At 64.8% G+C, this 17,734-nt stretch carries 13 protein-coding genes; 3 read left to right on the forward strand and 10 right to left on the reverse strand.

Annotation, left to right across the window (positions count from 1 at the left end; genetic code table 11):
- Nucleotides 1-33: 33 nt before the first annotated feature.
- On the reverse strand, nucleotides 34-975 hold the full coding sequence (locus XH84_RS05660) for a hypothetical protein (RefSeq protein ID WP_128916844.1): 942 nt from the start codon (nucleotides 973-975) through the stop codon (nucleotides 34-36).
- 164 nt (nucleotides 976-1,139) lie between these two features.
- Between XH84_RS05660 and XH84_RS05665 the strand changes: the two genes are divergently transcribed.
- Nucleotides 1,140-4,616 (forward strand): indolepyruvate ferredoxin oxidoreductase family protein, encoded by a 3,477-nt coding sequence (locus XH84_RS05665; protein WP_128916843.1) that lies wholly within the window; start codon nucleotides 1,140-1,142, stop codon nucleotides 4,614-4,616.
- A 194-nt stretch (nucleotides 4,617-4,810) separates the two neighbouring features.
- Here XH84_RS05665 and XH84_RS05675 read toward each other — a convergent pair whose 3' ends face one another.
- From XH84_RS05675 to XH84_RS05690, 4 genes are all read right to left on the reverse strand, one after another.
- Nucleotides 4,811-6,541 (reverse strand): FAD-dependent oxidoreductase, encoded by a 1,731-nt coding sequence (locus tag XH84_RS05675; RefSeq protein ID WP_128916842.1) that lies wholly within the window; start codon nucleotides 6,539-6,541, stop codon nucleotides 4,811-4,813.
- Between the two features lie 59 nt (nucleotides 6,542-6,600).
- A complete protein-coding gene (locus XH84_RS05680; protein WP_128916841.1) occupies nucleotides 6,601-7,620 on the reverse strand; it encodes a S1C family serine protease in 1,020 nt (339 codons plus the stop codon).
- 93 nt (nucleotides 7,621-7,713) lie between these two features.
- Nucleotides 7,714-8,163, reverse strand: a complete 450-nt coding sequence (locus XH84_RS05685; RefSeq protein ID WP_128916840.1) for a hypothetical protein — start codon at nucleotides 8,161-8,163, stop codon at nucleotides 7,714-7,716.
- Nucleotides 8,164-8,358: 195 nt separating this feature from the next.
- On the reverse strand, nucleotides 8,359-9,957 hold the full coding sequence (locus tag XH84_RS05690; protein ID WP_128916839.1) for a GMC family oxidoreductase: 1,599 nt from the start codon (nucleotides 9,955-9,957) through the stop codon (nucleotides 8,359-8,361).
- 200 nt (nucleotides 9,958-10,157) lie between these two features.
- Between XH84_RS05690 and XH84_RS05695 the strand changes: the two genes are divergently transcribed.
- Nucleotides 10,158-10,946, forward strand: coding sequence for a thermonuclease family protein (locus tag XH84_RS05695; RefSeq protein WP_128916838.1), 789 nt, complete (start codon nucleotides 10,158-10,160; stop codon nucleotides 10,944-10,946).
- A gap of 227 nt (nucleotides 10,947-11,173) precedes the next feature.
- Here XH84_RS05695 and cyoD read toward each other — a convergent pair whose 3' ends face one another.
- From cyoD to XH84_RS05715, 4 genes are read right to left on the reverse strand one after another with little or no spacing between them, the layout of a single operon-like run.
- Complete coding sequence (gene cyoD, locus XH84_RS05700; protein ID WP_128916837.1) at nucleotides 11,174-11,554, reverse strand: cytochrome o ubiquinol oxidase subunit IV; 381 nt, start codon at nucleotides 11,552-11,554, stop codon at nucleotides 11,174-11,176.
- The gene (locus tag XH84_RS05705) at nucleotides 11,551-12,192 is read right to left on the reverse strand and encodes a cytochrome (ubi)quinol oxidase subunit III (RefSeq protein WP_128916836.1); all 642 of its coding nucleotides are present in this window, start codon (nucleotides 12,190-12,192) and stop codon (nucleotides 11,551-11,553) included. Before XH84_RS05705 ends, cyoD begins: the two co-directional genes overlap by 4 nt.
- On the reverse strand, nucleotides 12,192-14,192 hold the full coding sequence (gene cyoB, locus XH84_RS05710) for a cytochrome o ubiquinol oxidase subunit I (protein ID WP_128917170.1): 2,001 nt from the start codon (nucleotides 14,190-14,192) through the stop codon (nucleotides 12,192-12,194). The genes XH84_RS05705 and cyoB overlap by 1 nt, the downstream gene beginning before the upstream one ends.
- Nucleotides 14,182-15,015, reverse strand: a complete 834-nt coding sequence (locus XH84_RS05715) for a cytochrome ubiquinol oxidase subunit II family protein (RefSeq protein WP_128916835.1) — start codon at nucleotides 15,013-15,015, stop codon at nucleotides 14,182-14,184. Before XH84_RS05715 ends, cyoB begins: the two co-directional genes overlap by 11 nt.
- A 255-nt stretch (nucleotides 15,016-15,270) precedes the next feature.
- Here XH84_RS05715 and XH84_RS05720 point away from each other — a divergent pair, with 255 nt between their 5' ends.
- Nucleotides 15,271-16,071, forward strand: coding sequence for an SDR family NAD(P)-dependent oxidoreductase (locus tag XH84_RS05720; protein WP_128916834.1), 801 nt, complete (start codon nucleotides 15,271-15,273; stop codon nucleotides 16,069-16,071).
- A gap of 188 nt (nucleotides 16,072-16,259) precedes the next feature.
- On the opposite strand, the gene XH84_RS05725 is transcribed toward XH84_RS05720, so the two are convergent.
- Nucleotides 16,260-17,606 (reverse strand): PQQ-dependent sugar dehydrogenase, encoded by a 1,347-nt coding sequence (locus tag XH84_RS05725; protein ID WP_128916833.1) that lies wholly within the window; start codon nucleotides 17,604-17,606, stop codon nucleotides 16,260-16,262.
- Nucleotides 17,607-17,734: the final 128 nt, after the last annotated feature.

Consider the following 17,734-nt stretch of genomic DNA (forward strand, 5'->3'; position numbering starts at 1 on the left):
TGACGAAGAGCGCGTATGGCGGCGCCTTTGCGCCTACCGCCCCGCCCCATACAGCCGCCGATACTCTTCTTCATACGGCGCGTAAGAATCCTTCAGCGTCGCCATGTTCAGCAGCATGGTCGCAACCAGCGTGTTCGTCTTGTCGAACACGCGCGTCTTGGCCCAGACGCTTTCGGTGCGGCGGCTGCCGGAGAGCGCGACCACCTCGCGCTCGACCTCGTAGTCCTCGTCGACGAGGAGCGGGCCCTTCACGAGCCGGATCTCCTGGTCCGCGAACAGGCCGACGGCTGGGCCCTTGGCCGGCAGCGGATCGTCCTTCGAGCGGTACTGGAACAGCACGCTCAGCATCTCCATCGGGATGATCGGCCTGCGCCACGGATTGTCGGCGCCCGAATAATAGGGCGAGTTTTCGGTGATGACGGCGAGCTTCTGCCGCAGCGAGAAGGGATAGAGGTCACCCATGGTCTGATCGAAAGCCATGCGCACCGTCTGCCGCTTGCCGGGGACGCCGACTTGCACATCGCGAAGGATCACGGGATCGGCGAGCGGCTTGAGCTCGCGCAGACGCAGGTCAAGGGCTGTCGGGCTCTCGATGATCGAGGCCGTGCCGCGCAGCACTTCGGTGCCGTCGCGCTTGACCATTTGAATTTGACACTCCGGTTGTTCAACCGAGGAGGCCATCAGGATCGCCTGCACCTCTTCGCCTTCATAGCAGACGCTGCGATAGTGCGCAGAAAGGCAGCCTCTTTCGAACCAGGCTTGCCCCCATTGCCGCTCGCACAACGGGGCAAATTGGCTGAAATGCGTCGGCCCCTCGATCGTACCGCCTCTGAAGCCGAGCTTCTGCGCTGTCGCGTCATCATGGATCGAGGCATGCGCGTCGTAGGTTTGCGCCTGCAGCATCTGTCGCGGCCGGCGCCACGGCCCGACCAAGGCGCCGCCGGTCTGAGTGATTGGGGTATCGAACGCCGTCATGCTCTCCTCCGCGTGCAAGCCATGACTAGCAGGAGCGCCACGGATGCGGCTAGCCGTATTGACTTCGCCGGCCCATCCTTTTGACTGTCACAATTCGCGTCGCGCAGCCGCAATCCTTCCTGCAGCGCACACCCACCCCGAACCAAGAGCCGAGGACTTCCGAAATGACGCTGTTGCAGGTCGAGCTGGATGACAAATACCGGCTCGAATCGAAGCGGATCTTTCTGTCCGGCACGCAGGCACTGGTCCGTCTGCCCATGTTGCAGCGCGAACGCGACCGGCTCCAGGGGCTCAACACCGGCGGCTTCATCTCCGGCTATCGCGGCTCTCCGCTCGGCATGTACGACCACGCGCTGTGGCGCGCGAAATCCCACCTCGCGCAGCACGAGGTCGCCTTCGTCCCCGGCCTGAACGAGGATCTGGCGGCAACCGCCGTGTGGGGCAGCCAGCAGGTCGGCCTGTTTCCCGGCGCCAAGGTCGATGGCGTGTTCGGCATCTGGTACGGCAAGGGCCCCGGCGTCGACCGCTCGGTCGATGCGCTCAAGCACGCCAATGCGGCCGGCACCGCGCTCAACGGCGGCGTGCTCGCGCTCGCCGGTGACGACCATGGTTGCCAGTCCTCGACGCTGGCGCATCAGAGCGAGCAGGTGTTCGCGGCGGCGCTGATCCCGGTGATCAATCCGGCAACGCTGCAGGATTATCTCGATCTCGGCCTCTACGGCTTCGCGCTGTCGCGCTTCTCCGGCTGCTGGGTCGGCTTCAAGGCGATCAGCGAGACCGTCGAGAGCTCGGCCTCGATCTATAGCGATCCTGAACGCATCAAGATCAAGCTCCCCGACGATTTCGAGATGCCGCCCGGCGGCCTCAACATCCGCTGGCCGGATCCGCCGCTGGAGGCCGAGAGGCGCCTGTTCGGCCCGAAGATGGCCGCCGTGCAGGCCTTTGCCCGCGCCAACCAGTTCGACCGCATCGTGCTCGATTCCAAGCCGGCACGGCTCGGAATCGTCGCGACCGGCAAGGCCTATCTCGATCTGCGCCAGGCGCTGGCCGACTTAGGCATCACCGACAAGGACGCGCAGGATCTAGGCCTTCGCATCTACAAGGTCGCGCTGACCTGGCCGCTGGAGGAAAGCGGCGCGAAGCGCTTTGCTGAAGGCTTACAGGACGTTCTCGTCGTCGAGGAGAAGCGCGGCTTCATCGAAGACCAGCTGATGCGCATCCTCTACAACATCGATGCCTCCAGGCGCCCGACCATTACGGGCAAGCGCGACGAAAGCGGCGCGCCGCTGCTGCCGAGCGAAGGCGAGTTGACGCCGACCATCGTGGCGGGCGCATTGGTGGCGCGGCTGCGCAAGCTCGGCCATCGCAGCCCGGTGCTGGAGCAGCGTCTCGCCCGGCTGGAGGCTTTCGACCATCCCGTCACCACCAACACGCAGATCAAGCTCGCGCGCACGCCGTTCTTCTGCTCGGGCTGCCCGCACAACACCTCGACACGCGTGCCCGAAGGCAGCCGCGCCATGGCCGGCATCGGCTGTCACGGCATGGCCCTGAGCATGCCGACCCGCCGCACCGATCTCATCTCGCATATGGGCGCCGAGGGCGTGAACTGGATCGGCCAGTCGCCCTTCACGAGCGAGAAGCATATTTTCCAGAATCTCGGCGACGGCACTTACACCCATTCCGGCCTCCTCGCCCTTCGCGCGGCATCGGCCGCCGGCATCAGCATCACCTACAAGATCCTCTACAACGACGCCGTCGCGATGACCGGCGGCCAGCCGGCCGAAGGCGCCTTCAACGTCGCCCAGATCGCGCATCAGGTCTGGGCCGAGGGCGTCAAGCGGCTCGCGATCGTCTCCGACGATCCGGGCAAGTACCCGCAAGGCAATTACTTCCCGCAAGGCGCGACCATCCATCACCGCCGCGAGCTCGATGCCGTGCAGCGCGAGCTGCGCGACATCAAGGGCCTCACCGTCATCATCTACGACCAGACCTGCGCCGCCGAGAAGCGCCGCCGCCGCAAGCGCGGACTCTATCCCGATCCCGCCAAGCGCGCCTTCATCAACGAGCTGGTCTGCGAAGGCTGCGGCGATTGCTCGCAGGCTTCCAACTGCGTCTCGGTGCAGCCGCTGGAGACCGAGTTCGGCCGCAAGCGCCAGATCGACCAGTCGAACTGCAACAAGGATTTTTCCTGCGTCGAAGGGTTCTGTCCAAGCTTCGTCACCGTGCACGGCGGCACGCTCAAGCGGATGAAAACTTCGGCGGTTGATTCCGGCCAGCTGTTCGCCGATCTGCCGCTGCCGCCTGCGCGTGAGCTTGATGGGCCCTACAACATCCTCGTTACCGGCATCGGCGGCACCGGCGTCATCACCATCGGCGCCCTGCTCGGCATGGCTGCCCATGTCGACGGCCGCGGCTGCTCGGCGCTGGACTTCACCGGCCTGTCGCAGAAGAACGGCGCGGTGATGAGCCACGTCCGCATCGCGCCGAAGCCGGAAGACATCTCCGCCGTCCGCATCACCACCGGCGGCGCCGACGTCATCCTCGGCTGCGACATGATCGTTTCGGCCGGTCCCTCAGCCCTCAGCCGCGCCGAGCGCGGCGTGACGAAAGCCTATATCAACGCCGATTTGCAGCCGACCGCGAGCTTCGTGCAAAACCCCGATCTCGACTTCGAGATGGGCACGATGCAGACCGTGCTGCGCGACGCAATCGGCGACAACAACCTCGACATCATCGACGCCACCGGCATTGCCGCGGCGCTGATGGGCGACAGTATCGCGACCAACCCTTTCATGCTCGGCTTCGCCTTCCAGAAGGGCGCGATCCCGCTATCGCTGGAGGCCCTGCTGCGCGCCATCGAGATCAACGGCGCCGCGATCGAGATGAACAAGCTCGCCTTCACCTGGGGGCGCCTGGCCGCCCACGACATGTCGCGGGTGCGCAGCGTGCTGCAGTTCAAGAACCGCGCCGCCGCGCCGACCAAGTCGCTCGACGACATCATCGCAACGCGCGCCGAATTCCTGACCTCCTATCAGGACAAGGCCTATGCCGACCGCTATCTCGCGGCCATCGCCAAGGTGCGCAAGGCGGAGCATGCCGCCTCGCCCGCATCAACGGAGCTGACCGAGGCGGTCGCAAAGAACCTGTTCAAGCTGATGTCCTACAAGGACGAGTACGAGGTCGCGCGGCTCTACACCGACGGCAGCTTTGCGAAGAAGGTGTCCGAAAAATTCGACGGCGACTTCACGCTGAAGTACCACCTTGCGCCGCCGATCTTCGCCAAGCGCGACAGGGGGACGGGCCGGCTCCAGAAGCAGGAGTTCGGCGGCTGGATGATCCATGCCTTCCGCGTACTCGCGAGGCTCAAATTCCTGCGCGGCAGCGCGTTTGATCCGTTCGGCCGCACCGAGGAGCGCCGGACCGAGCGGAGGCTGCTCGAGGAATATATGACGATGATCGACCAGCGGATCGCCGGGCTGAAGGCGGAGCAGATCCCGCTGCTGGCACGGCTCGCCCGCGTGCCGGAGAAGATCCGCGGCTTTGGCCACGTCAAGGAAGCCAACGTCAAGCTCGCGGCGGCCGAGAAGTCGCGGCTGGAAGCAGAGCTTGAGAACAGCCGTTTTGCCGCGGCGGCGGAATAAAGACTGGGGCCAGCTCTCTCCACATCATTGCGAGGAGCCCTTGCGACGAAGCAATCCAGAATCTCGCCACACACTCGGTGTCATCGCCCGGCTTGACCGGGCGATCCAGTACTCCGAGGCGGTTGTGGTTGAACGGATGGGCCGCGGCGTACTGGATGCCCCGCTTTCGCGGAGCATGACAGCGGTGGAGATGGCTAGACCGACGCCGACACGCCGGCAGCGGTCTCGCGTGTCACCCCTCCCTCTGCCAGATGCCGTCCTGCGATATATCCAAACGTCAGCGCCGGTCCTAACGTGATCCCCGGCCCCGGACAATTCCCGTTCATGATCGAGCCCATGTCGTTGCCGCAGGCATAGAGGCCGGCGATCGGCGTGCCGTCCTTGCGCAACACGCGGGCCTGCGCGTCGACTTTCATGCCGATCGCGGTGCCGAGATCGGCCGGATGGATGCGCATCGCGAAGAACGGCGCGCGCGTGATCGGCGCGACGCAGGGATTAGGCTTGTGACTGATATCGCCGAGGTGGCGCTGATAGATGGTGCTGCCGCGGCCGAACTCGGGATCACGGCCGTCCTCTGCATCGGCGTTGTAGTTCACGACCGTCGCCGTGAGCGTGGACGGCTTGACGCCGATCCTGGCGGCGAGCTGCGCGATGTCGGGCGCCTCGATCAACTCACCGCTCGCCACATAGCGCCGATAGAGGCGCGTGAGCGGCTTGATGCGGCCGAGGCCGTAAGCCCACAGGAACGCGCGGTCGCAGATCAGATAGAACGGCCGGTCCGGCTCGCCATTGCCATCACGGAGCATGGCGAGCACGAACTCGTGGTAGGACAGCGCCTCGTTGACGAAACGCCGGCCCGCTGCGTTGACGGCGATCATTCCGGGCTTGGCGCGGTCGGTCACGGTGTGTGGGAACACGCCGCGGCTGCCGTCGGCGCGGCGGAACAACGAGGCCGGCACCCAATAGGCCGGACTGGTCGCGTCCGTGTTGAGCGCGGCGCCAGTCGTCGCCGCCAGCCGCAGCCCGTCGCCGGTGCTGGAGCTGTTGGTCGCCGAGACAAATCCAGCCGCGGCCGGAAAAAGACGCTTGCGCAACACGGCGTCGTGCGAAAAGCCGCCGGTCGCCAGCACCACGCCGCGGCGCGCCGCGATCGGCCGGTCGCGGGATCCATGACGGATCACCACGCCGCTGACGCGATCACCCTGCATCGAGAGAACTTCGACGTCGGTGCTGAAGAGAGCTTCAACCTGCCGCGCCAGCAGCGAAGCATACAGCCGCGCGGCAAGCGCGTTGCCGAGATACAGCGTCGTGCCACGCGGGCTTTGCAGCCGCTGCAACGCATATTCCGAGACCAGCCGCGCCGCGCGCATGGTCGAGCGCAGCGATTTTCCAACTCTGCGCAAATGCGGAATGTCGAAACGATTGACCATCATCCCGCCAAACAGCGTGAACTCCGGCAGCGGTGGCCGTAATCTCGCAAAAGCCCCGCCCAGCCGCGTGCCGTCGAAAGCAACCGGCTCCAGCACGCGGCCGCCTGATGTCGCGCCCAGTCGCTCCGGATAATAGTCCGGATAGGCCTTAACCGGCTGGAGCCGAACCTCGGTGTTGGCTTCGAGATAGGCGATCGCCTCGGGCCCGCGCGCGAGAAAGGCAGCGCGCAGGCTGGCATTGGCGCGCTCGGGCACCGTGCTCGACAGATATTGGACGGCATCCGCGACACTATCGGAGAGCCCAGCATCCTTCATTTTGGCATTGGCAGGGATCCAGACCATGCCGTCGGACCAGGCCGTGGTGCCGCCGACGAACGCGGTCTTCTCGATCACCAACACGCGCAGACCTTCGGCGGCAGCGACCGCCGCGGCCGTCATACCGCCGGCTCCGGCGCCGATGACGATGACATCGTAGGTCTCTTGCGCCGGCATCATGCGGCGAGTGTCCGAAGGCGAGGCATGACACCGTCATACCTCGCCTCACCCGTCCGGCGCTAGCGGGCAGGCTTCCGTTCGATCGGGTCGATGTCGATCGCCCGCAGCCGGCCGAGCCGCAGCACGTCCATGGCGAGCCGCCGGCCGATCCGGTCGCGGTCGAGCACGCGGATCAGATCGTCGACGCCGTTGATCTCGACGCCGTCGAGCCTGATCACGACGTCTCCGGGAAGCAAGCCGGCCTTCGCCGCCGGGCCGTCCGGCTCGATCTGCATCAAAAGCGCGCCCATCTTGTTCTCGACGCCGGCCACGACCGCGTGCCGCCGCGGCACCGGCGCGGTCTGTCCGGCGACGCCGATATAGGCGCGGCGGACATAGCCGTGGCGGATGATCTCCGACAGCACGAACTGCGCGGTGTTGCTGGCGACCGCGAAGCAGATGCCCTGCGCGCCGTTGATGATGGCGGTGTTGATGCCGATCACCTCGGCATGCGACGACACCAGCGGGCCGCCGGAATTGCCGGGATTGAGCGCGGCATCGGTCTGGATCACGTCCTCGATGGTGCGGCCGCTGACCGAGCGGATCGAGCGTCCGAGCGCCGAGACCACGCCGGCGGTCACGGTCGATTCGAAGCCGAGCGGATTGCCGATCGCAATCACGAGCTGGCCGCGCCGCAACGTCTTGGAGTTGCCGAGCGCGGCATAGGGCAAATGGCGCACGCCGTTGGCGCGCAGCAGCGCAAGGTCGGTATCGGCGTCGACGCCAAGCACCTGGGCCTCGCCGACATGGCCCTCGACGTCGCGCAACCGGATCTGCTTCGACGTGCCGACCACGTGACTGTTGGTCAGGACGAGCCCGTCCGGCGAGATCACGATGCCCGAGCCGAGCCCGCCGCGTTCGCGGCCGTTCGGCACCTTTGGCCCGGTCTCGACCCGCACGACCGCAGGGCCGACGCGGTCGGTCACGTCGATCACGGCATTGGAATAGGCGTCCAGCAGCGCCCGGTCATCGACCGGGACAGACGGGGTTGTTCGCGATGACGGTGCGTCATCGGCGATGTCTGAAGTGAAATCCAGCATGGCAAAAGTCCTTGAAGGCTCACACAGATGGTGGCCTGCTCCCCGCCGCGCAAGATGCCCGCCCGGCCGCGCAGGGCTGGACTGCCCAGATGGCTAGGGCGCCCGCCTCAGCGAGCCGCCTCGCGCCTTGACCGGATCGAGCAGCGACCAGTCGCCATCCGGCAGCACGTGGCCCTTCGGGAACGGCGCGCGCAGCTCCAGCCCGAGCGAGCGCAACACGCGGTCGTCGCGGTAGTAGCATTGCAGGACGACGCGGACGAGCGTCCCGGCGGGCGCGCCGCCAGCCCCGCGAAACTCCTGCGCCGCCGCATCGCGCCCCTTGGCATCGAGCTCGGCAAGCGGCCTTCCTGCGAGGCGCGCCAGATGATCCAGCGCCGTCGCCACCAATTTGCCATCACGGCCGAGCGTCGCGAGGATGTCGGCCTGGATCGTGGGATCGTCGGCGCCCGGCACCCCGTACTCGGCGCTGGCGGGAACGATCATCCCGGAGACGGTGCGGAGGTCGTCGCGCTGCCGCGGCGAGAGGGAGAGTTGATCAGTCATGGTGTCCTCTTCTGAAGCTCGCGCAGCGATGAAAGTGCGCTCCCTCCCCCGCTTGCGGGGGAGGGTTGGGGAGAGGGTGTCTCCACAGAGGGGCTCCCCCAGAGGAGAGAACCCTCACCCGGCACTGCGTGCCGACCTCTCCCGCAAGCGGGAGAGGTGCACCGAGTGCGCGGTTAGGTCTGGCCGTCATCATTCTCAGTCGAACAAATTGGCGAGGCGCTGCTTCATCTGGTCGGCGATGTAGAGCGCGAGGGCCTGGATGGTGGAGGTCGGGTTCACGCCGCCCGACGTGACGAAGATGCTGCCGTCGACGATGAAGAGGTTCTTGACGTCGTGCGCGCGGCCCCATTCGTTGACCACGGAGCGCTCGGGGTCAGTGCCCATCCGCGCGGTGCCGAGCAGATGCCAACCGCCCCAGGGGATCGGCGAGTTGATGCAGATATCGGTCGCACCGGCGGTCTCGAGAACTTCCCGCCCGCGGGCAAGTGCGTGCTCCATCATTTTTCGGCTGTTCTCGCTGATCGTGTAGTCGATCTTCGGCGCGGGAATGCCGTGGCTATCCTTCAGGACGGGATCGAGCGTGACCTGATTATGCTCCTCCGGCAGATCCTCGCAGATCGCAGAGAAACCCAGCCGATGGCCGTTGAGCTTGCGGAAGACGCGGTGATGATCCTCGCCCCAGGGCAAGATGCCCTTTTGCTCGCTGACGACGGCCTCGAACACGGGACCTGCGCCGCGCACGAACTGCACGCCGTAGCCGCGCACGAAGCCGCGCGACGGGTCGGTGTCGTACCATTGCTTGCTCCAGAGGCAGGTCGGCGGCGCGCGGTTGGAGTCGGTCGGCTCCGTCACATAGCCGTAGATCTGCGCGTAAGGGTGGAACATCAGGTTCTTGCCGACGAGACCCGACGAATTGGCAAGGCCGTTGGGGAAACGGTTGGATTTCGAGTTGAGCAGCAGGCGGGGCGTGCCGACACCGTTGCAGGCGATGATGACGACGTGCGCGGGCTGGAATTGCTCGACACCGTCCTTGTCGTAATAGACCACGCCCGAGGCCATGCCGTTCTCGTCGGTGGTGATCTCGCGCACCCGGCAATGGGTGCGCAGCTCGACGCCGGCGCGGATCGCATGGGGCCAATAGGTGATGTCGGTGGACGACTTTGCTCCTTGCGCGCAGGCCGGCGTGCAGTGGCCGAGATTGATGCAGCGTGCCCGCCCCTCATAGTCCATCGTCGCGACCGTGGTGTCCGACGGCCACCAGTGCCAGCCGAGCTCGTTCATGGCCTTGCCGATGATGGCGCCGGACAGGCCGAGCGGCTGCTGCGGCATCGGCGGATGCGTCAGCGGCGAGAGCGGATCGCCTGATAGCCCCGACGTGCCCATCATGCGGTCGTTCTCCTCGAAGAACGGGGTCAGCGCGTCGTATTCGATCGGCCAGTCGTCGGCGACGCCGTCCAGCGTCTTCACCTTGAAATCGGAGGGATGCAGCCGTGGCCAATGCGCGGTGTACATCACCGTCGAGCCACCGACCGCGTTGTAGTTGACGACCTTGATCGGCGAATTGTCGTCGTTAACAGGATAGTCCTCGGGCCGGCCGCGAATATTCGGACTCGACGACCACTCGCCGTAGAACTTGGCCTCCCAGTCCCGGCCCGTGCTCGGATATTCCGCCGGGTTCATCCAGCCGCCCTGCTCCAGGCAGAGAATGTGCATCTTGGTCTCGGCCAGCGACCACGCCACCGCCGCGCCCGAAGCGCCGGCGCCGATGATCAGGACGTCCACGGGGTCTTTCATCGCAACCTTTTCCTCCCGCCCTCGCCGCTTTCCGGGCGATTCGGCCTGCACCATTCGCAAGGCCCGAGAACGATAGGGTCAGAGCGGGCGGGGAGTAAAGCCGCGAGGCCGGAATGTCGCACTTCGCAGGGTGCAGACCATTGGTATCGCCACATCCGGATGCTAGGAACGGGCGACCGAGCAATCGATAGCGAGACCTTATGTCCTTCCGAAATACCTTTGCCGCCGTCCGCGCGTTTTCGCTTCTTTGTTTCTTTGCCTTGTCGGGATTCCTGGCGGCGTCCGAGCCGGCCTCCGCGCTAACCGCCGCCGCGACCGTCCGCGACGGCAATTCCATCCAGCTCGGCGACGTCACCTACCGGCTCGACGGCGTCGACGCGCCGGAGCTGGACCAAGTCTGTATCGACGATCACGCCGATCCTTGGACCTGCGGCATCGAGGCGCGCGACCAGCTGGCGAAGCTCATCAACAAACGCTCCGTGCGCTGTGACGATGTCGGGCCGGAGAAAACCTTTGGCAAGCGGCACCGGGCCATCTGCACGGCCGAGGGCGACAAGGCATCCTTGAACGAACAGCTCGTCAAGCTCGGTTTTGCCGTCGCACGGGAGCCGATCAAGGCGAACGTCAAGCCGGCGGCGTCCGAAGCCAAGACGGCCTCGGCCGGAATCTGGAAGGGCTGCTTTGTTGCACCGCAAGACTTCCGCGGCGGCAAGAAGGACGGCACACTCCTGGGCGCGGCCTGCCGCCAGGACCGGGAGAAGGAAATTCGCGCCGTGCTGTTCCCCGAGGAGCTGACGATGCCGCCGAGCTGCAGCATCAAGGGCAAGCTTGCGGTGCGCGCGCGCGTCACCGGCAATATCGGCATCTATCATTTGCGGGGTTGCCCGAGCTACCCGGCGACCACCAAGCCGGACCGCTGGTTCTGCTCTGAGGACGACGCCCAGGCCGCTGGCTTCCGCAAGGCTTATAATTGCCGCCGGCCGAAGTGAACAAAGTTGTTCACGCAGCCGTGAGTAGTAGTCCGGGTCCGTATTGATCCGGAATTGAACTCCTTCGCGAGTTGTTGCACTTATTAGCGTACGCAAGCGCTTGCGCGAGCGTTTCCTTGGCAGACGATCCTCATCGGATTGTCTTTGCTTGGGCGTTTCCTCCCTAGACTTGGGCCGCTTGTCACAACAAGCGGCTCTTCTTTTTTGGGCGGCTCTGTCCTCTCGCGCTACTGCCGCATCATGATCTGGTCCATCGGCGGCATATTGGCGTTCAGATGCGCCATGATCCAGACCGTACCGCCGACCACCAGGAAGACCACCAGCAGTCCGAAGGCCAGCGCCAGCACGTTGTTGGTGTTGTCGGGTCCGGTCGTGATGTGGAGGAAGAACACCAGGTGCACTCCCATCTGCGCGATCGCCAGCACGATCAACGCAACGGGGATGGACGGCTGCCAGACCAGGTCGGTGCCGGCGATGAAGAACGATGTTGCCGTGAGCAGCAGCGCGAGCGCGAGCCCGACGATGTAACCAAGAATGCGGGTTCCCACACTGTGTTGCTCTTCCTCGCCCGGTGCGAGATCATGTCCGATGTGCGACTGATCGCTCATGCGCCGCTCCCAAGCAGGTAGACGACTGAGAACACTCCGACCCAGATAATATCGAGCGCGTGCCAGAACAACGCAAAGCACATCATCCGGCGCAGGACATCGGCGCGAAAGCCCTTGGCGAAGACCTGGGCCATCATGGTGAGCAGCCACAGCACACCGGCCGAGACATGCAGACCATGGCAGCCGACCAGCGAGAAGAACGCGGTCAGGAATGCGCTGCGGGACGGGCCATAGCCGCGCGCGACGAGGTCGGCGAATTCGCGGAACTCGATGGCGAGGAAGATCAGCCCGAGCACACAGGTCACCGCCATGCCGAGATAGAACCAGAACCGGTTGCGCATATCGGCGGCAATGCTGGCCATGCCGCAGGTGAAGCTCGACAACAAAAGGCAGACCGTTTCGATCGCCACGTTCCTCTGCTCGAAAATCTCCGAGCCGTTCGGGCCGCCGGCGGTCTGGCCTGAAAGCACCGCATAGGCAGCGAAGAAGCAGGAGAACATCACGATGTCGGAGAGCAGGAAGACCCAGAAGCCGTAGGCGGTCACGATCCGCTTCGGCGCGGGTCCGGGATGCTCGATCACGAGTCCGATGTGATGGGGATCGGCATGGGCATGGCCGACGGTCGCGGTCATCGCCATCAGACTGTCCCCGCCATGCTGACGAGGCTGCGTCGCTCCTCGAGATTGATACCGTCTATCGCTGCGACTTCTTCGGCCGGAATGACGTATTCGTCATGGTCGCGCCAGGCGAACACGACGAAGGTCGCGAACGCGCCGAGCCCCCCCAAAATCACCATCCACCAGATATGCCAGATCAGCGCAAAGCCCATGATGGTGGCGAAGAACGCGCAGACGAAGCCGGTCGGGGAGTTCCGGGGCATCTCGATGTCCTGGTACTCCGGCCCGTCGCGCTGGAGCGATTGCTGCTGGGCATGGACCTTCATGTCCCAATAGGCGTCCTCCCCGCGCACATCGGGATTGAAGGCGAAATTGAACACCGGTGGCGGCGACGAGGTCGCCCATTCCAGCGAGCGGCCGTCCCAGGGATCGCCGGTGCGGTCGCGCAGCGCCTCGCGATTGCGGATGCTGACCACGAGCTGCACGATCTGGCAGACCACGCCAATCGTCAACACGGCCATGCCGACCGCTGCAACGATCATCCAGGGCCGCCACGAGGCGACATCATAGTGCTGCATCCGCCGCGTCATGCCGAGCATGCCGGCGACGTAGAGCGGGACGAAGGTGATGAAGAAGCCGAGGATGGTGAACCAGAACGCAGCCTTGCCCCAGCGTTCGTCGAGGCGGAAACCGAACGCCTTCGGAAACCAGTATTCGAAGCCGGCGAAGGCGCCGAACAACACGCCGCCGATGATGACGTTGTGGAAATGCGCCACCAGGAACATGCTGTTGTGAAGCATGAAGTCGGCCGGCGGCACCGCGAGCAGAACGCCCGTCAATCCACCGACGATGAAGGTGACCATGAAGCCGACCGCCCACAGCATCGGCGTCGCGAAACGGATCCGGCCGCCATACATCGTGAACAGCCAATTGTAGATTTTCACGCCCGTGGGCACCGCGATGATCATGCTGGCGATGCCGAAGATGGCGTTGACATCGGGCCCCGCGCCCATCGTGAAGAAATGATGCAGCCAGACCATGAAGGAGATGACGCAGATCGCCATGGTCGCCAGCACCATGGAGCGATAGCCGAACAACGCCTTGTGGGAGAAGGTCGAGACCACCTCCGAGAAGATGCCGAAGGCGGGCAGCACCAGAATGTAGACCTCTGGGTGGCCCCAGGCCCAGATCAGGTTCATGAACATCATGACGTTGCCGCCGGCCTCGTTGGTGAAGAAATGGAAACCGAGATAGCGGTCGAGCAACAGCATCGCGAGCGTCGCGGTGAGGATCGGAAAGGCCGCGACGATGAGCAGGTTCGAGGCGAGCGTGGTCCAGCAGAACATCGGCATGCGCAGGTAGTTCATGCCCTTGGTGCGCAGCTTCAGCACCGTCGTGACGAGATTGATACCGGCGACCAGCGTGCCGACCCCGGAGATCTGTAGCGACCACGCGTAGTAATCGACGCCGACGCCGGGGGAATAGGACAATTCCGACAGCGGCGGAAAGGCGAGCCAGCCGGTGCGCGCGAACTCGCCGACCACGAGCGAGATGTTGACCAGCAACGCGCCGGTCGCCGTCAGCCAGAAGCCGACCGAATTGAGCGTCGGGAACGCGACGTCGCGCACGCCGAGCTGAAGCGGCACGACGAGGTTCATCAGCCCGATCACGAACGGCATGGCCACGAAGAAGATCATGATGGTGCCGTGCGCCGAGAAGATCTGGTTGTAATGCTCCGGCGGCAGATAGCCCTGCGACTGATAGGCGACCGCCTGCTGGATCCGCATCATGATGGCGTCGCTGCCGCCGCGCAGCAGCATCACCGATGCGAGCAGGATGTACATCACGCCGATCCGCTTGTGATCGACGCTGGTGATCCATTCGTGCCAGAGATAGGGCAGATGGCCCTTCGCCACGACCCAGACCAGCACGCCGAGGATCGCAACCAGCACGATCGCGCCTGCGATGAGTGGGATCGGCTGATCGAACGGAACGGCGGACCAGTCGAGCTTACCGAGCATCATGGCCTCCACTGTGCGGACGGCCGGCATCGGAGATCAGCTCCGGACCCGGCCCCGGCGGAATGTGCTGGGTTGCGATCAAATCGAACAGGCGCGGGTCGTCGAGCCGATAGGCCGGCTTGCTCTTCTCGATGCCCTGCTGCATCAGCTTTTTGTAGCTCTCCTCGTTCAGCACCGCGTCCGTCTTCGCAATGGACGCGACCCAATCGGGAAAGGCGAGCGGCGAGATCACGTTGACGTCGAACATCATGTCGGGAAAGCCATCGCCGGAGAAATGCGCCGACAATCCCTGCAGCTTGCCTTCATTGTCGGCGCGCAGATGCAGCTTCGTCACCATGCCGTTCATGGTGTAGATCATGCTGCCGAGTTGCGGGATGAAGAACGTGTTCATCACGCTCGACGACGTCAGCTGGAAATTCAGCTCGGCGCCGGCCGGCACCGTCAGCGTGTTGACGGTGGCGATGCGTTGGTCCGGATAGATGAACAACCATTTCCAGTCGAGCGAGACGGCCTGGATCCGCACCGGACTGCCGGTGCCCGGTACGGGTGCTGCGGGGTCGAGCTGGTGCGAGCCGATCCAGGCAACGCCGCCAAGCAGAATGACGGTGAGCGCCGGGATCGACCACACCACCATCTCGACGCGGCCGGAATAGACGAAGTCAGGCTGGTAGCGCGCCTTGGTGTTGGAGGCGCGAAACCAGAACGCAAAGGCCAGAATCGCGACGATGGTCGGCACCACGATCACGAGCATGATGAAGACGGAATCGACCAGAATGGTGCTGTTGGCCGCAGCCACGGGCCCTTGCGGATCGAGCAGATTCATCGGCAAGCCACTGGCGGTTGGGAAGCCCCGGGACGGAGCCTAGCGTGCGAAAGGCTCCGCAACAAACGCCGCGACCTCGGAACGGTTCCGAACGGCTGGGGTCAGCTATGCGCGGTGGGCCGGCCGCATCATGCAATTCCATGTAATGTCAATGACATGAACGCAGGAGCGGCGCCCTTCTCTCCGCTCGGGGTCATTGCTAATCTGCACGAAAATAATGGGATAAACAGGACTCGAGCCCGGGAGTGAAATGAGATGCGCTTGAAGGACAAGGTTGCGGTCGTCGTCGGCGCCGGCCAGAGCCCCGGCGAAGGCATGGGCAACGGCCGCGCGACTGCGCTGACCTTCGCGCGCGAGGGCGCGAAGGTCTTGTGTGTCGATCATCATCTGGAATCGGCGCAGGAAACGGTTGCGATGATCACCGCAAAGCAAGGAGCCGCCGCGGCCTTCAAAGCCGATGTGACCAAATCGGCCGACATCAAGGCGATGGTTGAGGATGCGCAGTCGCGCTGGGGTCGGATCGACGTGCTGCACAACAATGTCGGCGTCAGCCTCTCCGGCGGCGATGCCGAATTGCTGCAACTGACCGAAGAGGCGTTCGATCGCGTCGTCGCCATCAATCTGAAGAGCTGCATTCTCGCCGCGAAAGAAGTGATCCCGATCATGCGCGCGCAACGAAGCGGCGCCATCATCAACATCTCCTCGATGGCGGCGATCACGACCTATCCCTATGTCGCCTACAAGGCGACGAAGTCGGCTATGATTGCATTCACCGAGCAGCTCGCCTACCAGAACGCCGAATACGGCATCCGCGCCAATGTCATCCTGCCGGGCCTGATGAACACACCCATGGCCGTCGATACCCGCGCCCGCGAATGGCACAAGACCCGCGCCGAGGTCGAAGCCGAACGCGACAGCAAGGTGCCGCTGCGCAAGAAAATGGGAACGGGGTGGGACGTCGCCAACGCCGCGCTGTTCCTCGCGTCGGATGAAGCGGGCTTCATCACCGGCGTGACGCTGCCGGTGGATGGTGGGGCGAGCGTGAGACGGGGGTAGATCGGTCTTCTGCCTCGCCCCGCTTGCGCGAGCCGCGACGAGCTTCTCTCGCGCTGAGAGGGCAGGGGTGAGGGGGAGTCTCCACAAGGACGGTGACAGACGGACTCGCGGAGAGTCCCCCTCACCCGGAATTTGCTTTCGCAGATTCCGGCCTCTCCCCGCAAGCGGGGAGATGCGAAGCAGCTCGCTCAGCGCGAATACGTCACCCGCCAGATCGTGCCGTTGCCATCTTCCGACACCAGCAGCGACCCATCCTTCGCCACCGCAACTCCTACCGGCCTTCCCCACACCTCCGTGTCGCTCACCACGAAGCCCGTGACGAAATCCTCATATTCCCCGGTCGGCTTGCCGTCCTTCATCCGGATGCGGATCACCTTGTAGCCGGTGCGCTTCGACCTGTTCCACGAGCCGTGCTCGGCGGCAAAGGCATCGCCCTGATACTCGGGCGGAAACTGCGTGCCCTGGTAGAACGTCGTGCCGAGCGAGGCGGAATGCGGCTGGATCAGCACGTCCGGCACGGTCACCTTGTCCTTGAGGTCCGGCCGCGCGCCGGAATGGCGCGGGTCTTCATTGCTGCCGATATAGAACCACGGCCAACCATAGAAGGCGCCCTCCCTCACGCTGGTGACATAGTCCGGCACGAGATCGTCGCCGAGGCCGTCGCGCTCGTTGGTCGAGCACCAGGGCAGGCCGGTCTGTGGCTGGATCGCAAGACCGACGCAGTTGCGGATGCCGGTGGCATAGATCTTCCGTTCCTTGCCATCGGGAGTGAAAGCCAGCACCGCCGCGCGCTCGGTCTCGCTGGCCCAGACCGCGCCGAGCGGTTGCGCTTTCGCCCACGCTTCCATTCCGCCCGGCGGCGTGCCCAAACCTTCCGCGACGTTGCTCAGGGAGCCGACGGAGACCACCATGCGCTTGTTGTCGGGGGTGAAGACGATGTCGCGGGTGGAATGGCCGCCGTCATGCGGCAGACTTGCCACGATCGTCTCCGCCTTGCCGCGCGCCTTGAGATCGCCCGCCTGATAGGGAAAGCGGACGACGCTGTCGGTGTTGGCGACATAGACCCATTGCGGATTGTCGCCGTTCGGAAAGAAGGCGATGCCGAAGGGCTGCCTCAAGCCGCTGGCAAAGACTTCGTTGCTCGCGACCTTGCCGCTCTCGCCGGCGCGCAACACGCGGATACTGCCCGCCCGCGTCTCCGCGACGAAGACATCACCGTTCGGTGCCACCCGCACGATGCGCGGCGCGCGCAGGCCTTCGGCGAACAGCTCGATCTTGAAACCTGCCGGTACCTGAAGCGCGGCCTCCGGCGGACGCGGCACCACGCGCGACGAACTCGCAACAGAGCGCGTCGCGCCGGGCCTGACCAGGTCCTGCGGCCGGATCAGCCTGATCGTGCCGGGCTTGTCGGCCCGCCAATCGCCATAAGCGTCCTTCCCCTGCAGCACCGGCTCGGCCTGCGCACTGGTTGCGGCCAGCAGCCCCGCAGCCAACCTCCCCGCGGATATCGCGACGGACAAGATTCTGCTCTTCACGTTGTCCTCCCGGCCCTGCGATCTCGACCATCGACACACAGCGGCAGATCGAAGCTCTGCCGCATCCCACGTCAGCTGATGCACGCACGATGTGCATCAGCTGCAGCCCATCGTACTGGAAAACACCG

The sequence above is a fragment of the Bradyrhizobium nanningense genome (assembly GCF_004114535.1).
GTDB classification, from domain to species: domain Bacteria; phylum Pseudomonadota; class Alphaproteobacteria; order Rhizobiales; family Xanthobacteraceae; genus Bradyrhizobium; species Bradyrhizobium nanningense.

Coding starts and splice junctions, on each gene's coding strand:
- XH84_RS05720 (WP_128916834.1), top strand. CDS start 15,271: ATGCGCTTGAAGGACAAGGTTGCGGTCGTCGTCGGCGCCGGCCAGAGC.
- XH84_RS05690 (WP_128916839.1), bottom strand. CDS start 9,957: ATGAAAGACCCCGTGGACGTCCTGATCATCGGCGCCGGCGCTTCGGGC.
- XH84_RS05675 (WP_128916842.1), bottom strand. CDS start 6,541: ATGATGCCGGCGCAAGAGACCTACGATGTCATCGTCATCGGCGCCGGA.
- XH84_RS05665 (WP_128916843.1), top strand. CDS start 1,140: ATGACGCTGTTGCAGGTCGAGCTGGATGACAAATACCGGCTCGAATCG.
- XH84_RS05715 (WP_128916835.1), bottom strand. CDS start 15,015: ATGAATCTGCTCGATCCGCAAGGGCCCGTGGCTGCGGCCAACAGCACC.
- XH84_RS05685 (WP_128916840.1), bottom strand. CDS start 8,163: ATGACTGATCAACTCTCCCTCTCGCCGCGGCAGCGCGACGACCTCCGC.
- XH84_RS05705 (WP_128916836.1), bottom strand. CDS start 12,192: ATGGCGATGACCGCGACCGTCGGCCATGCCCATGCCGATCCCCATCAC.
- XH84_RS05680 (WP_128916841.1), bottom strand. CDS start 7,620: ATGCTGGATTTCACTTCAGACATCGCCGATGACGCACCGTCATCGCGA.
- XH84_RS05660 (WP_128916844.1), bottom strand. CDS start 975: ATGACGGCGTTCGATACCCCAATCACTCAGACCGGCGGCGCCTTGGTC.
- cyoD (WP_128916837.1), bottom strand. CDS start 11,554: ATGAGCGATCAGTCGCACATCGGACATGATCTCGCACCGGGCGAGGAA.
- XH84_RS05695 (WP_128916838.1), top strand. CDS start 10,158: ATGTCCTTCCGAAATACCTTTGCCGCCGTCCGCGCGTTTTCGCTTCTT.
- cyoB (WP_128917170.1), bottom strand. CDS start 14,192: ATGCTCGGTAAGCTCGACTGGTCCGCCGTTCCGTTCGATCAGCCGATC.